General features: G+C 53.0%; 15 protein-coding genes. 1 reads left to right on the top strand and 14 read right to left on the bottom strand.

The window, feature by feature from the left end:
- Positions 1–34 precede the first annotated feature (34 nt).
- The 14 genes from QME66_05290 to QME66_05225 form a co-directional block, all read right to left on the bottom strand.
- Positions 35–1327 carry a folylpolyglutamate synthase/dihydrofolate synthase family protein gene (locus QME66_05290; GenBank protein MDI6808379.1) on the bottom strand — a complete coding sequence of 431 codons (1293 nt, stop codon included), beginning with the start codon at positions 1325–1327 and terminating at the stop codon, positions 35–37.
- A 91-nt stretch (positions 1328–1418) separates the two neighbouring features.
- On the bottom strand, positions 1419–2279 hold the full coding sequence (accD, locus tag QME66_05285) for an acetyl-CoA carboxylase, carboxyltransferase subunit beta (protein ID MDI6808378.1): 861 nt from the start codon (positions 2277–2279) through the stop codon (positions 1419–1421).
- The gene (gene rimI, locus QME66_05280; GenBank protein MDI6808377.1) at positions 2257–2760 is read right to left on the bottom strand and encodes a ribosomal protein S18-alanine N-acetyltransferase; all 504 of its coding nucleotides are present in this window, start codon (positions 2758–2760) and stop codon (positions 2257–2259) included. The genes accD and rimI overlap by 23 nt, the downstream gene beginning before the upstream one ends.
- Entirely contained in the window at positions 2750–3457 is a 708-nt protein-coding gene (gene tsaB, locus QME66_05275) for a tRNA (adenosine(37)-N6)-threonylcarbamoyltransferase complex dimerization subunit type 1 TsaB (GenBank protein ID MDI6808376.1), read from the bottom strand. Before tsaB ends, rimI begins: the two co-directional genes overlap by 11 nt.
- Complete coding sequence (tsaE, locus tag QME66_05270; protein MDI6808375.1) at positions 3454–3924, bottom strand: tRNA (adenosine(37)-N6)-threonylcarbamoyltransferase complex ATPase subunit type 1 TsaE; 471 nt, start codon at positions 3922–3924, stop codon at positions 3454–3456. Before tsaE ends, tsaB begins: the two co-directional genes overlap by 4 nt.
- Positions 3897–5459, bottom strand: coding sequence for a bifunctional response regulator/alkaline phosphatase family protein (locus tag QME66_05265; GenBank protein ID MDI6808374.1), 1563 nt, complete (start codon positions 5457–5459; stop codon positions 3897–3899). Before QME66_05265 ends, tsaE begins: the two co-directional genes overlap by 28 nt.
- A gap of 189 nt (positions 5460–5648) precedes the next feature.
- Positions 5649–6914, bottom strand: coding sequence for a HAMP domain-containing sensor histidine kinase (locus QME66_05260; protein ID MDI6808373.1), 1266 nt, complete (start codon positions 6912–6914; stop codon positions 5649–5651).
- Positions 6915–6951: 37 nt separating this feature from the next.
- On the bottom strand, positions 6952–8262 hold the full coding sequence (serS, locus tag QME66_05255) for a serine--tRNA ligase (GenBank protein MDI6808372.1): 1311 nt from the start codon (positions 8260–8262) through the stop codon (positions 6952–6954).
- A 78-nt stretch (positions 8263–8340) separates the two neighbouring features.
- Positions 8341–9657 (bottom strand): glutamate-1-semialdehyde 2,1-aminomutase, encoded by a 1317-nt coding sequence (gene hemL / locus QME66_05250; GenBank protein MDI6808371.1) that lies wholly within the window; start codon positions 9655–9657, stop codon positions 8341–8343.
- Between the two features lie 38 nt (positions 9658–9695).
- Positions 9696–10667 (bottom strand): porphobilinogen synthase, encoded by a 972-nt coding sequence (hemB, locus tag QME66_05245; protein MDI6808370.1) that lies wholly within the window; start codon positions 10665–10667, stop codon positions 9696–9698.
- A 37-nt stretch (positions 10668–10704) separates the two neighbouring features.
- A complete protein-coding gene (gene cobA, locus QME66_05240) occupies positions 10705–12252 on the bottom strand; it encodes a uroporphyrinogen-III C-methyltransferase (GenBank protein MDI6808369.1) in 1548 nt (515 codons plus the stop codon).
- 37 nt (positions 12253–12289) lie between these two features.
- Positions 12290–13231: a hydroxymethylbilane synthase gene (gene hemC / locus QME66_05235; protein MDI6808368.1), complete on the bottom strand. Its 942-nt coding sequence runs from the start codon at positions 13229–13231 to the stop codon at positions 12290–12292.
- On the bottom strand, positions 13228–13893 hold the full coding sequence (locus QME66_05230; protein MDI6808367.1) for a bifunctional precorrin-2 dehydrogenase/sirohydrochlorin ferrochelatase: 666 nt from the start codon (positions 13891–13893) through the stop codon (positions 13228–13230). The genes hemC and QME66_05230 overlap by 4 nt, the downstream gene beginning before the upstream one ends.
- A gap of 211 nt (positions 13894–14104) precedes the next feature.
- On the bottom strand, positions 14105–14554 hold the full coding sequence (locus QME66_05225) for a FlgD immunoglobulin-like domain containing protein (protein ID MDI6808366.1): 450 nt from the start codon (positions 14552–14554) through the stop codon (positions 14105–14107).
- Positions 14555–14765: 211 nt separating this feature from the next.
- Here QME66_05225 and QME66_05220 point away from each other — a divergent pair.
- Positions 14766–14961: transposase (locus QME66_05220; GenBank protein ID MDI6808365.1), on the top strand; the 196-nt coding region annotated here is incomplete at its 3' end.

The following is a 14961-nucleotide window of genomic DNA, read 5'->3' as shown; positions in this document are numbered from 1 at the left end:
TACCTCCTTGAAAATTCCTGCGTGCTAAACGTCTCTAGAACTGCTCGGGAACGCTCATCCCGAGCTCTTTCATCGCCTCGCCCACTACATAGAAAGACCCAGTGACCAGAAGGACCCCGCTCCCATCACCGGACTGCAGGGCCTGCCTCAAGGCAGTCGGAACCGACTTCTCTATGTGAAGAATTCCTTTGAAACCGGCGAATCTATTGGCAAGCTCATCGGCGGGCAGTGCCCTTCCGGTATCCGGTTCGGCGAGCCACAACTCGTCTATGACCTGAAGGAGCGCTTTTCCGAAGGATTTGTGATCTTTGTCATCCAGCATACCTATCACGCACTGAATCTCCCGTCCCGGGAAAATTTCGGAAAGGGCATTCTTGAGGGCCCGGGCGGCTTGCGGGTTGTGAGCAACGTCAAACACCACATCTTTGCCGATTCGGTGTATTTCGAGTCTGCCGGGCCACCTGACGGCGGACAGCCCTTTCCTGATTGACTCTTCGTCCACAATGATGTCGTCTTCTTTCATGATGCACGCGGCGGCAATCGAACATGATGCGTTCTGAACCTGGTGTCTTCCGGGAAGCGGCAGAAAGAAGTCGGAATTGTGGCCGTCAATCTTTGCCTGAAACCTCACGCCTTCCCTGGAGTTTGAGACCAGCCTCGCCGGGAATGTCTCTCCAACCGGGATGAACCTGGCTTTCTTCTCCAGAGCGGCAAGGCGCAGCTGGTCAAATGCCTTCCCTTTCCCCAATGAAGTAAGAAGGATTCCATTGTTCTTCAGGATTCCTGCCTTCTCAATGGCGATTTCGCTCAGAGTATCTCCCAGGATGTCGGTGTGCTCCAGGCCTATCGTGGTGATTATCGAAACAAGCGGTTCGACAACATTGGTAGAATCAAGCCTTCCGCCCAGACCGACCTCAATGATTCCGATGTCAACATCATCCCTGGAGAAAGTGTCAAAGGCCAAGGCAGTCGCGATCTCAAAAAAGGAATTCTTGCCATTCCGTATCTGACGGCTGCATGCCGTGAGGAATTCTTCGACCTTCTCTTTCTCAATCATCTTCCCTGCGATTCTTATTCGTTCCCGAAAGTCCATAATATGGGGCGACGTGAAGAGTCCCGTCCTCAGGCCCTGATTCCTCAATATTGATTCAAGCATTGCAGCTGTCGAGCCTTTCCCGTTGCTCCCTGCCACGTGGATCGTCTTTAGCCTCTTCTCCGGATTTCCAACAAAGGAAAGAAGGTCCCTTACTCCCTCGATCCCGGGCCTCATGCCGGACCTTTCCCGCTTGAACAGCTCGTTGACGAAAGTCTCGTACGTCTGGCTCAAGGAATCACCTCGCCCGCAGAGAATCTCTCTTCAAGGCCTGCATCCGGAGATGCTTGATTCATGAGATTGACCAGGCCATCCACGATCCGTGTCAGGTCGCGACTGGCTTACTGGAATGGTAAAGCAGGTCAAGAATTCTTACTAAGGTGGATTTCAATTCCTTCCTTGGAACAATCATGTCAATCATTCCGTGCTCAAGAAGAAATTCCGAACGCTGAAAGCCGGGAGGAAGTTCCTGGTTTATGGTCTGTTCAATGACGCGCGGTCCTGCGAATCCTATGAGCGCCTCTGGTTCCGCGATTATTATGTCCCCGAGCGAGGCAAAGCTCGCGGTTACTCCTCCCGTAGTCGGGTTGGCCATGATTGAGACGAATGGAACGCGTGCCCTCGAAAGCTGGGCCAGGATTGCAGAAGTCTTCGCCATCTGCATCAAGGAGAGAATCCCCTCCTGCATCCTTGCGCCGCCTGAGCAGGAAATGATTATGAGAGGTATCCTTTTTTCAAGTGCGACCTCACTGATTTTTGCAACCTTCTCACCAACGGCAGATGCCATCGAACCGCCCATGAAATCAAACACAAGAATGGCAAGGGCGACAGTGTGGCCCTCGAGTCCGGCTGTTCCCGTAACTACGGCCTCACTGAGGCCGGTCTTTTCAATGGCCTGCTTGAGGCGATCGACGTACTTCTTTGAGTCTCGAAACTTGAGCGGATCCCCCGAAGTGATCTGTGAGAAGTGCTCCTCAAACGTCCCGTCGTCCGTCAGAATGCTGATGTATGCCGCTGCAGGAATCCTGAAGTGAAACCCGCACTTTGGGCATGTCCAGAGGTTACGCTCAAGCTCCTTGTGATAGATTATCTCCCCGCATCTTCCGCACTTTTTCCAAAGACCGTTCGGAAGCTCCTTCTTCCTCTGAATCTTGAGTCCTGCCCTAGTCTTCCTGAGCCACGACATCCTTCGCCCCTCCAGGCTTTGTTTCGAGGGTCAGCATCATGACAATAGCGTCTTCCTTCGTATCCCGGTAGTACCTTTTTCGTATTGCGATCTCACCGAATCCGTTCTTCCTGTAGAGTGAGATTGCCGGCATGTTTGTCTCTCTCACCTCGAGCGTGATAATCCTCGCTCCCCTCCTGTAACCTTCATCAATCACAAACGTGAGAATCTGCTGCCCAAGCCCCATTCCCCGAAATTCGTGCCTCACCGCGATGTTCCCAAGATGGATCTCATCGGCCGCTGCCCAGGCGACGAAGTATCCAACCAGCTCTCCCCTCAGTCTTGCGACAAACGGGAGGGAAACATCTTTGTCTTTGATCTCGCTGGCGAAAGATTCTCCGGGCCATGGGTCGCTGAAGACACTCTTCTCTATCAGCATGACCTCTTCGAGGTCAGAGTGGGTCATCCTTTCAAACACGAGTGAGCCTTCTTCACTCGTCAATTCGTCTCCCAAGTTTGGTCTCGGCATCCGAGGGACGGACGTAGAGTGGAACCAGCGTAAGAGGGTCCGCAGATTGCCCGGAAAGCAGAATTTCTTCCCCTCTCAGAGCAACGCCAAGGGCCCTGGGAAGCGATACGTCGGAGCTTGAGATGCTGGAGAGTCCGGTCTCGTTGATGAATCCGCCCAGAAGCGGCAATCCTGGTCCCCCGATAACGACTCTCTCCCCATCGCGCCTGCTGGAGCTGATCGCCTCGATGACTCTATCAGATCTTCCGCAAAACGGAGGAAGAATCTGCCTCAGCATTCCATCTTCTCTTCTGTACAGCGAGGAGTACACTTCTCCTCTTCTTGCATCGAGCACCGGGCATAGGAGAGCGTTCTCCTCCTGAAACAGAAAAGCCATTCCCTCAAGAGTCGGGACAGGAAGAAGCAGCTTTCTTGCGGCGTAGGAAAGGGCTTTTGCCGTACCGACCCCTATTCTAACACCGGTGAAAGAACCGGGGCCTATTGAAATAGCGACACCGTCAACGGACTCGAGGTCAACACGTGCGTCCTCAAGTATCCTGTTTACCGTGTGAATGAGCCTTTCCGAGTGACTCAAGCTGACTTTCACATTGTGTTCGGCGACAAGCGTCCCATTCTCAACCAGCGCAACGCTTGACGTCATTGTTGCAGTCTCTATTCCGAGCACTTTCATCGCGACACCCGGCCCTGAGGAGAGATCGTGATCTCTCTTTCATCCTGCGACCTGAATTTGATTTCAACCTCCAGCCTGTCTTCCGGGAGAAAAGTCCCGGCCTTTTCCCCCCACTCAATGACAACTACTCCGTCTCCTCCGAAGAAGTCGTAGCATCCGAGTTCTTCAAAGGACGCATAACCTTCAACTCTGAAAAGGTCAAAATGGTAGATGGGGCATCTTCCCGGGTAGCTGTTTATTATGGTAAACGAAGGACTCTTTACCTTAGATGACGATCCGAGGCCTCTTGCAATACCTCTGACAAGGCAGGTCTTACCAGCGCCAAGTTCCCCGCTGATGCTCACGACGTCGCCGGGCGAAAGATTTTGACCAAGCTTTTCACCGAGGGCCTCGGTTTCAAGCTCGCTCTTTGTTATGAAGACGCGTCTTCCGCCGCCAATCAGGTTCTTGGCTCCATCGTCAGACACGGAAGGATCATTTCCTCCATCGATATTCCGCCGTGCTGGAAACTCCCTCTGTACTGTCTCTCGTACTCATGAAACCGTGTGGGATAGACAAAGTAGTAGTCCTCTTTTGCGATAATGTAGTTCTTGTTCAGAGCATCAGCAGGAAGTCTGTATTCCTCCGGTTTCTTGATAAGAAGCGCCTGCTTCTCGTCGCACCCAAGATTGTTCCCGTACTTATATCTCAGATTGGTCGATGTATCACGGTTTCCAAGAACAAGTGCAGCCCTTCTCCCCAGCACAGAACCATGGTCCGTGGTGAGCACAACAACCGCCTTCTGCTGAGCCATCAGTTTCAAGATGTCAAAGAGTGAGGAATGAGTAAACCACGCCTTCATTATCGACCGGAAGGCGGCCTCATCGGGGGCAAGCTCCTGGAGAATTTCAGATTCTGAGCGTCCGTGCGCGAGTATATCCACAAAATTGAAAACGAAAGCCACAAACTGGAGCTGGGAGTAGGAGGCTATCTGCTTCCTTATGCTGTGCCCCTCCTCAAGACTGAAAATCTTCACGTACTTCAACGGATTGGTCAGGCGCACCCGCAACCGTTCGAGCTGCTTTTCAAGGAAAACCTTCTCATACTTGTTCTTACTTGTGTCTTCAGTTCCAATTTCCTGCCACATGTCAGGATATTGAGTCCGGAGGTCGGAAGGATACAAGCCTGAGAAGATTGCATTCCTCGAATATGGCGTCGCGGACGGGAGAATCGAATAGCAGTAGTCGGTCTTTGTCTCATAGTACGGTTCCAGAAGCGGTAGGATACTGAGGCACTGGTCAAGCCTCATGCAGTCAATCACTATGAAATAGACTCTCTTCCCTGACTTCAGGTGAGGGACCACGAATTTAGGAATTATGTCGACGGAAAGAGCCGGCCTCGGGGCTCCGTGAATCCATGACTTGTAGTTTTCGACAATGTATCGTGCAAATTCTATGTTTGATTCTTTTATCTGGTCGGTGTGAATCTGCTTGAATCCAGAATCCCCGATTCTTTCCAACGCTAGTTCCCAACGAACGAACCCCGAGTAGAGCTTCGTCCATTGATCCCAGTCAAGGGGCTTGAATCTTTCGGCCTGCAGTTTCCCGAGTTCCTCAACGTACTCTTTTCTCACCTGTTCTTCGCGAATGGTTTTCGCCTCAAGAATCTTTCTGCATGCGAAGTAGATTTGAATCGGATTGACCGGTTTGATCAGATGGTCATCTATGCTCCTGACTATGGCCTCGTCCATCAACTCTTCTTCCTCGCTCTTGGTTATCATGACAACAGGGATTCCCGGATCTATCACCCGTATCTTTTCGAGAGTCTCTATTCCTCCGAGGCCTGGCATCATCTCGTCAAGAAGCACAACATCAAATCTCTCGTCATTGACTCTTGATATCGCATCCTCACCGTTTGAAACCGGAGTTACGGAGTATCCCTTCTCCTCAAGGAAAACGATATGCGACTTGAGAAGCTCAATCTCATCGTCAACCCACAAGATCTTCCGTGCTGCTTCAGCCAACTTCGCCTCCTATTCGACGGTGGGGCATCTCCGTCCGGTCCGGCCAGGGTCGGTGACTCGGCCTTCTCGGAGACCGCCACACAAATGGCACAGAATCTTCTGGCGGTCGAGAGCAGAGGGCCGGCGAGCACCGGAAGCGCAGCCGAGCCCGTGCCGGGGAACCACTCCTGGCAGGGCCAGACGCGGATGTCAGACTGGAAAACTCATTGCCAGGACTGTGCCTTTGCCGGGAGCAGTCTCCCTCAAAGAAAGCCTGCCTCCGTGATAATCCTCGACGATTCTCTTTGCAAGAGAGAGGCCCAGCCCCCAGCCGTGCTTTTTCGTTGAGAAGCCAGGTTCGAAGATCCTTTTTGCCTGGGCCGGAGCCATTCCCCTGCCGGTATCCCTCACAACGACTTCGACACTTTCCGTTTTCTTTCTGCGAAGCACTTCTACTTCTATTGTACCCCCGCCAGGGTCAATTGCATCCAGGGCATTTCTCAGTACGTTCTCAATTGCCCAGCCAATCAGCTCCTTGTTCAGGTTAACCGGCGGAACAATGCCATACTTTGTCTCTATTTCGACCTCTTTTCCCAGCCTGGGCAGTCTTCTTTCAAAGTACTCCACGGCCTCCGACACAATCGGAACAATATCCTGCGGGTGGAGCTTGGGGGGAGAACCGACATGGCTGAACCGGGATGCGACTCTCTTCAGGCGCTCAGCATCATTCTCCATCTCATCAAGAACTTCTTTGAGCTTCTGAGACCCGGCTTCACCCGGGCCGCCCGGGACCGACTCCAACTTATCCCTGGCCACCTCGATCCATCCAAGCATTGAAGAGAGCGGAGTCCCAAGCTGGTGCGCGGTCTCCTTTGCCATGCCGGCCCAGATTGAACGCTGCTCGGCAATCCTCACGCTTCTCATGCCTAAATAGCCGAGAAGCACGAACAGTCCTATGACAAGAAGCTCAGCGACCGGCACCCATCTCAATTCTTCTACAACCGCCGATTCCCCGTAGTGAACTAGACCGACCATGCGGCTTGTCCCGGCCATTACCATCGGAACCGGAGGATGCTGCTTATCCAGCTTCTTCGTAATCTCGACTATCCTGGCCAGCGGCCCCGGCGGCGGATTCTTGGGATCCATCGCAAAACTTTGTTCCACGGTGACTGCATCGGGATCTATCCCAATACCTCTCCACACAAACGGCCTTCCATCGACGTCCGTGAGCACAACAGGGAAATTGATACCCTGGACCACTTCATTGAAGATTCTTTTCACTTCCGGATTCTCTGTTCCTGGAAAGGATGCAGTGGCGCAGAATCTCGCGAGGACGTCTCTGAGTATGGAGGCCTGGTTGTCGAGACGCTTTATTAGGTCATTCGTATAGAGGAATACAGCAGCAACAAGAATGCTGCCGCCGAGAAAAACATATCCCCTCAGTATTGACGGCCACACGGCCCTTGAAGTTTTCACACAAACTCAGTCCCCTCGTTGGTCATCGCGCCAACGTTCATCCGCACACCTGCGGCATGATTTCATCCGCGCCGACATACGGCCTCAATGCACTCGGAATCTTCACACTTCCGTTCCGCGACTGATTGTTCTCAAGAAGACAAATCAGAGTCCGGGGGATGGCCAGACCAGAACCGTTAATCGTGTGTGCGAACTCGAGCTTGCCGCTTTTTTCCGTCCTGTACCTGAGCCCTATCCTTCTGGCCTGGAACTCCTCAAAGTTGCTGCAAGACGAGACTTCGAGCCACTTCCCCTCGGCCCCTGCCCACGCCTCGATATCGTAGCACTTTGAGGCGGCAAAACTCAAATCACCAGTTGAGAGGCTCACGACTCTGTAGGGTATTTCGAGACTTCTGAGAATGTCTTCGGCATCGCCAACAAGTTTCTCAAGCTCGGCATATGATGATTCCGGCTCGACTATCTTGAGAAGCTCCACCTTGTCAAATTGGTGCACGCGGACAATGCCCTTTGTCTCCTTCCCGTAGCTCCCCGCCTCCCTCCTGAAGCTTGCGCAATAGCCGGTGATGCGGACCGGAAGGTCATCCTTCTTGAGCACCGTCTCTCTGAACATGTTAGTGAGCGGCACTTCTGCAGTCGGATTAAGAAACAAATCTTCCTTTTCAATGTGGTACATGTCTTCTTCGAGCTTGGGCAGTTGTCCTGTCCCGAAAAGGCATTCTCTCTTAACCAGGAACGGCGCAAAGACTTCTTCGTAGCCGTGTTTTTGAACGTGGAAATCCAGCATGAATTGGATGAGAGCTCTGACCAGTTTTGCGCCTGCTCCTCTGAAGAGCGCAAAACCGTACCCGCTGACCCGTGATGCCGCCTCGAGGTCTATTATCCCCATCAAGCGGGAAAGGTCATGGTGAGGAAGCGGCTGGAAGTCAAACTTCGGCGGCTCGCCCCATCTTCTCACCTCTACATTGGCGCTTGAATCCTTTCCCACTGGCACCGAGCAGTGAGGGATGTTTGGAAACCACTCTGCAATCTTCTCCATTTCTGCTTCCACCGGAGAAAGCTCGGCCTCCAGAGTCTTTATCCTCTTGGCGACTTCTTTGGTCGAGCTCTTCATCAGTTCGAGATCGCTTTCTCCTTCAACGGCCGCACTCCCGCCCGAGGCCGCACTTCTCTTTCCAATCTCCTCGGAGGCGATTCTCTTTTCGTGCCTCAACTTCTCAACCTCGACAAGGATCTTCCTTCTTCTCTCATCCAGCTCAAGATAAGCGTCGATGTCGGCTTTCTCGTTCTTATCAAGAATCGCCTTTCTCAGGAGCTCTGCGTTCGCCCTGATAAGCTTCGGATCAAGCAAAAGCTTTCCTCCTTTTGTCGGCCTCTCTTTAGAGGTGTCCTTCCGGATATCCCCGATTGTGCAGGTGCACTCCAGACTCTATTCTTTGAGCGCTGCAAGTCCGTCTGATATTGCTTCAACCGTCTCTTCAATGTCCTCAGCAGAGTGTGAGGCAGATATGAAGGCGGCTTCGAACTGGGATGGTGGAAAGTATACTCCCCTATCGAGGAGAAAGTGAAAGAATTTCCCGAATTTCTTAGTGTCTGATTTCTTGGCAAGCGTAAGGTCATTGACCGGCTCGGAAGCAAAGAACAGCGTGAAAAGCGAGCCAACCCTGTTGATCGTTGCAGCGGTTTCGGATTCGCGGATTGCAGACGTGACACCCTCTTCCATCCGCTTCCCTTTTGCGTCAAGCTCACCGTATATCGTGCTTCTGGCCTCCTTCAGAATGCGGATCGTCTCAAGCCCGGCAGCCATCGCAACCGGATTTCCGCTCAGAGTTCCGGCCTGATAGACTGCGCCGGCCGGCGCAAGGATCTCCATTATCTCCTTCCTTCCCCCGTAGGCCGCCGCCGGGAATCCGCCGCCTACGATCTTTCCCAGAAGCGTCAGATCCGGCTCCATCTTGAGAAGCTCCTGAGCGCCTCCATAGGCAACTCTGAAGCCTGTTATCACTTCATCGAAGATCAGGAGAGTATGATATCGGGATGAGATCTCCCTGAGTCCGGCCAGAAATCCGTCCGCAGGCAGAACGCAGCCCATGTTTCCGCAGATTGGCTCAACGATTACTGCAGCTATGCCACTCCCTTCCCTCTCGAAAAAATCATGAACTTTTTCCAGGTCATTGAACGGAAGAGTCACTGTCTCTCGCGCAAAAGAGTCGGGAACTCCCGGACTCTCGGGAATCCCGAATGAAACCATCCCTGAGCCCGAACCTGAGAGAAAGCTGTCAGCATGGCCGTGATAGCAGCCTTCGAACTTCAAGATTCTTGTCCTTTTGGTGAAGGCCCTCGCAAGCCGCACCGCACTCATGGCTGCCTCGGTTCCTGAACTGACGAACCTTACTCTCTCCATAGAAGGGAAGGCGTCTTTCACTGCCTCTGCCATCTCGACTTCTATTTCCGTAGGTGCTCCAAACGTTGATCCCTTCTCCATTCTCTCTCTTGCCCGTTCGATGACTCGAGGATGAGCATGGCCCAGGATCAGGGGACCCCAGGAGCAGACATAGTCGATATATTCCTTCCCGGTTACGTCAAAAACTCTGGAGCCCTTTCCACTGGAGATAAAGACAGGCTCGCCTCCAACGCTTTTGAATGCCCTGACCGGACTTGATACTCCGCCGGGAATGCCTTCCTGAGCCCTCTGCCAGAGAGAGAGCTCCCGGGCGATTCCGTTCCCATCTTTCGTCCCGTTCATGTTCATCACACACGCACCCGGCCTTTTCTGCAAAGTCATCAGCCCTTAAGCCACCTCGTTGCATCTTTTGCATGGTAGCTGATTATGATGTCTGCCCCTGCCCTCTTTATCGATGTGAGAATCTCAAGCGCTATCCTTTTTTCATCAATCCATCCTTTTTGGGCGCAGGCCTTCACCATCGAGTACTCTCCGCTCACATTGTAGGCAGCTATCGGTATGTCGAATCTCACCCTCGCCTCTCTTATTACATCGAGATAGCTGAGAGCGGGTTTGACCATCACGATGTCTGCACCCTCCTCGATGTCAGACTGAATCTCTCTCATCGCCTCTCTTGAATTGGCAGGATTCATCTGATAGCCGGTTCTGTCTCCAAAAGAGGGTCTTGACCCGGCTGCTTCCCTGAACGGGCCATAGAAGGCGGACGCAAACTTCGCTGAGTAGGACATTATCGGAGTATCAAGGAACCCATTGCCATCGAGCGCTTCCCTTATGGCCATGACTCTTCCATCCATCATGTCGGAGGGCGCCACCACATCGGCCCCGGCCTTAACCTGGGAGAGCGCCACCTTCCTGAGGAGCTCAAGCGTTTCGTCGTTAACGACCTTTCCGTCCTTCACGACCCCGCAGTGACCGTGATCGGTGTATTCGCACATGCACACATCGGTAACAAGCAGAAGGGCCGGGACTTCCTTCTTCAGAGCACGGAGTGCTTTCTGAATGATCCCGCTCTCACTGAACGCTTCGCTGCCAACTGCGTCCTTGCGAGAAGGGATTCCAAAAAGAAGGACACCGGGTATCCCAAGTTCAAACGCCTCTCTTGCTTCCTTTACGCCCTCATCAATCGAGAACCGGCAGATGCCGGGCATCTCGGGAATTTCCTCCCGCAGATGATCGCCGGGAGTGAAAAACATGGGGTAGATGAAGTGTCTTGCCGAAAGCTCAGTCTCGGTCACCAGAGTCCTTAGCTTCTCATTTTGCCGGAGACGCCGGAACCTTTTGAATGGATACATCTGGTTTCAACCTCCAGGTGAGAAGGCGCGAGGCGGCCTACCTGTTGGCACAGGCCTGCCCGCTCTTTTTGTAGTACTTCACAATTGCCCTGACAAGCCCATCGGTCGTGTAGGCGGCGGCCTGAACATGGACAGGATAGCCGAGTCTTCTCAGAGCCGCGCTCGTAATCGGCCCTATAGAGGCGACCTTGAAAGCAGGCTTAGCGCCAGCGAATTTCCCTTCAAAGATTGAAACGAAGTTCCGAACCGTGGAAGAACTCATGAAAGTCACCATATCAATCTCCCCGGCTCTCAAGTCATCAAGAATGCTGCCGCTGAATTGACCGGGGCGGACGGTCTTGTATGCATCAACGACATGCACTCGTCCACCCAGTCGTCGAAGTTCTTCCGGAAGAACATCCCTTGCTTCTCTTGCCCGCGGGATAAGAAAACTCTCGCCTTTCTCAGCGAATTTCCTGAGTCCCTTCACGACTCCTTCCGCCACATATTCACGCGGAATGTAATCAGGACATATCCCGGCGCTGATCAATGCTTCACCGGTTACATCTCCGATTGCACAGACTTTGGTGTTTCCCAGCGCTCTCAGGTCCTTTCCCTTCTCTCTCAGTCTCTCAAGGAATTTCCTCACCCCGTTGGCGCTCGTAAATATGACCCAGTCGAATTCGCCCATTCTTTCTATCGCCTTGTCAAGAGGCCTCTGGCTCGGCGGATTCTTTATCTTGATTGTCGGGAATTCAATGGCCTCGGCGCCATTTTTCCAAAGCGCAGCCGAGAGTCTTGACGCCTGTTCTCTTGTTCTTGTCACGACAATCTTCCTTCCGAAGAGCGGCCTCGTCTCAAACCAATTCAGCAGTTTTCTCATTCCAACGACTTTCCCGATGACCAGGACGCACGGAGGCTTCATTCCTTCTTTTGCTGCCAGCTTCGGGATGTTATCAAGACGGCCGACCACCACTCTCTGATTCGGCGTCGTGCCCCTTCCAATCAAGGCGCAGGGCGTCCCCGGCGCAAGTCCTCCGGAGACAAGTTTCCCGGAGATCTTGGCAAGTCTCCCGACACCCATAAGAAAGACAAGAGTGCCTCCGCCTCTTGCAAGAGACGAAAAGTCTATGGATGAGCCTGCCTTGTCGCCGGCCTCGTGGCCCGTCACAATCGAGAGGACAGAGGTGAGCTTCCTGTGCGTTAAGGGAATACCTGCGTAGGCCGGGACTGCTACTGCAGAGCTTATTCCAGGAACGACTCCAAACGGAATTCTATGACGTTTAAGGAAAAGCGCTTCCTCCCCGCCCCTTCCGAAAACAAACGGGTCACCGCCCTTCAGTCTCACCACTCGCTTCCCGGCACGCGCCTTCTTGACCAGCAATTCGTTGATTGCTTTCTGAGGGAAACTTGCCCCTCCTCCCTCCTTTCCCACGAAGATCAGTTCACACTCAGGTCTGGCGGACTTCAGGAGTTCCCGGGGAGCAAGCTGGTCATACACGATGCAATCCGCGGCTTTGATGAGAGAAAATCCATTTACTGTGATGAGCCCGGGATCACCGGGCCCACTTCCAACGAGGTAAACCTCGCCGATTCGTTTCGTCACGCCTGTAATCGCTGAACCTCACCTGCAGAAGGACCGGTCACTTCCTCTTCCGCCCCTTCACCATATCGTTGAACACTCCCTCCGCACCATCGCTAAGGAGCTTGTCTATAAGTCTCTTCGCAATTTCTGTTTCTTCTCCCCACCTCCCATACGTCTTGTCCTTGAAAAGCTCCCTCCCGTCCTTCGTCGCGACCATACCTTCCAGGGAGACCTCTTTCCCGTCAATCCTGGCAAGAGCGCCCGCAGGAATCTGGCAGCCCCCTCCGAGCTCCATCAGGAAAGCTCTCTCTGCGGAGATTTCGACTCTGGATGTTTCGTCTTCGAGAAACTTGATAAGGCAGAGCATTTCCTTATCATCTGCTCTGCACTCGACTCCAAGACAACCCTGACCAACCGCAGGAACGATGACTTCGGTTGTAAAGACCTCGGCCACCTTCTCCTGCCACCCCATTCTCTCAACGCCGGCGGCGGAGAGTACAATCCCATCAAGTTCACCGGGTTTGAGTTTGGAAAGCCTCGTATCAAGGTTTCCGCGGAGATCTACGACATCAAGGTCGGGCCTGTAGTTGAGAAGCTGTGCCCTCCGCCGCAGACTGCTGGTTCCGATCCGGGCCGAAGGCGGAAGGTCATCAAGTATCATCCCATTCGAAGAAATAAGGACATCGAAAGGCGTGCTCCTCCTCGTGACGGCGGAGAGGACGATTCCATCCGGAATCTCTATGGGAATATCCTTCAGGCTGTGGACTGCAACATCAATCTCTTTGGAAAGCAGCGCCAGGTCAATTTCCTTGACGAAGAAACCTTTTCCCTGCGAAGGGGAAAGCGGCGAATCAAGAATCTTGTCTCCCTTTGTCACAATTGATACGAACTCAACCTTCACAGAGGGATGCACCCTCTCGATTTCTTCAACTACTTCCCTGCTCTGGAGAAGGGCGAGCTGACTTTTCCTTGTGCCGAGCCTTAGTATCTTCTTTCTCACTTTTCCTCCAGAAGCGCGAGCCTTCCAAGGTAGCTCCTACGCAGATCACGAACCTTCTTACCCCGCCTCAGGGCTTGCATGCCCTCTCTTACGAATGTTCTCATTGTGCCGGCTCTTCTGTTCCCAGAAGGAATGGATTTCTTCATACGCCTTCGAATTGTCCCCATGAGATTCAGGAACTTGCCGAATTCACTTCCGTAGAGTCTCTCCAACTCTATCCTGATTTCGCGCGAAAGTGCAGGGCTTTCGCCAAAAGTCGAAACCGCAATAAGAAGGTTCCCCCGCTTCACGGTTGAGGGGACGATAAAACTTGAGAGACGAACATCATCGACCACATTGACAAGGATCGATTTTTTGCCGGCTTCACTGTGAACCAACTCATTCACGTCCCTGTCGTCGGTAGCCCCTATGGCGAGAATGGAGCCTCTCAGGTCGCCCTTCCTGAACTTTCTCATGCGAAGTACAATCCGCCCCTCTCTTGCGAGCCGCCTGATTTTCTCGGCGGGCGAAGGACTGATCACTACGACATCAGCTCCTGCTTCGAGGAGTTTGAGAATCTTTCTGGAGGCCACTTGTCCGCCTCCAATCACAATGCATCTTTTTCCCGACACATCAAGAAAGAGGGGATAATACCGGAGTGAATCTCGTTCAGTTGTCGCCATTACAGGGTCTGTTCTTTCTTTCGAAGCTACCACAGCAGCTAATGCGAAGTCAACAAAGGGGCGCCCAGATGAAAAAGCGAGGCGAGCCTACTCTACGAGGATGACATAAACGCTCTTGGCATGGTTGCAAACATCAGGTTTCACAAGATAGGTAGTGGACAATTGAGAGTATTGTTCCAGCAGGGACCTACGAGATCTGTGCCAGACCCTTCTATTTCAGTTTCACGATGCGGCGAGACTGCGTTAGCGAGCCCGCCTTGAATTGACAGATGTAAACGCCCGAAGGCACTCTCCTCCCGTTCTCGTCTCGGCCATCCCAAGATATCTGATGAAGACCCCTACTCAGACGGGAATTCACAAGCGTCCTCAGGAGCCTCCCTCTAACATCAAAAATCATGAGCTTGACATCCGTCTCGGATAGTACGCCAAAGGCAATCTCAGTTCCGCCGAGGAAAGGATTCGGTGCGAGCGGGAGCAAACCCTCTCGGGGGACAGCTTCTCCGAGACCGTCGGCAACGCTGACCGTTCTCCCCACAGTCAGAATCTGGCTGTCTATGCGAGCCTCATTAAAGTACCTGTCAAGGACCGCGTAGTCATAGTGGTAAGTCCCAGGAAATGCAAGCACACCAGCAGGACCACATCTTCCATCCCACTCTATCACTCCAGGAGGATCTCCCAATCCTGCCCAGCTCTTGACTGGCGGGTAGGAGTGAACGCTATCAGAAAAAACACTAAGCACCCAAGACATTATCCCTGTGGAATCGCTAGCGGCGAGAACAAAACTCAAAGTGTCATCTATAGTACTCCCCAAAATTCAGACAGTGGTAATTGGTGTATGATGCCTGCCATCATCCGTGAAGGAGGAATGGCAGATGAAAAGGAATCACGATGCGGCGTTCAAGGCCAAGGTTGCCCTGGAGGCGGTGAAAGGCGAGAAGACCATAGCCCAGATTGCGAGCGAGTACGGGGTGCATCCGAACCAGATCGGGCAGTGGAAGAAGCGCGTTCTTGAGGATTTGCCTTCGATCTTCTCTGACAAGCGGAAACGGGAGGAGAAGGAAGGCGTGG

It is taken from the genome of Candidatus Eisenbacteria bacterium (assembly GCA_030017955.1).
GTDB lineage: Bacteria > Eisenbacteria > RBG-16-71-46 > JASEGR01 > JASEGR01 > JASEGR01.
This window is presented reverse-complemented; position numbering and strand designations above follow the sequence as displayed.

Bases quoted from the DNA above. Each gene is read 5' to 3' on its own strand.
- hemL (MDI6808371.1), bottom strand. From the start codon at position 9,657: ATGAACGGGACGAAAGATGGGAACGGAATCGCCCGGGAGCTCTCTCTC.
- tsaB (MDI6808376.1), bottom strand. From the start codon at position 3,457: ATGAAAGTGCTCGGAATAGAGACTGCAACAATGACGTCAAGCGTTGCG.
- QME66_05230 (MDI6808367.1), bottom strand. From the start codon at position 13,893: ATGGCGACAACTGAACGAGATTCACTCCGGTATTATCCCCTCTTTCTT.
- accD (MDI6808378.1), bottom strand. From the start codon at position 2,279: ATGTCGTGGCTCAGGAAGACTAGGGCAGGACTCAAGATTCAGAGGAAG.
- hemB (MDI6808370.1), bottom strand. From the start codon at position 10,667: ATGTATCCATTCAAAAGGTTCCGGCGTCTCCGGCAAAATGAGAAGCTA.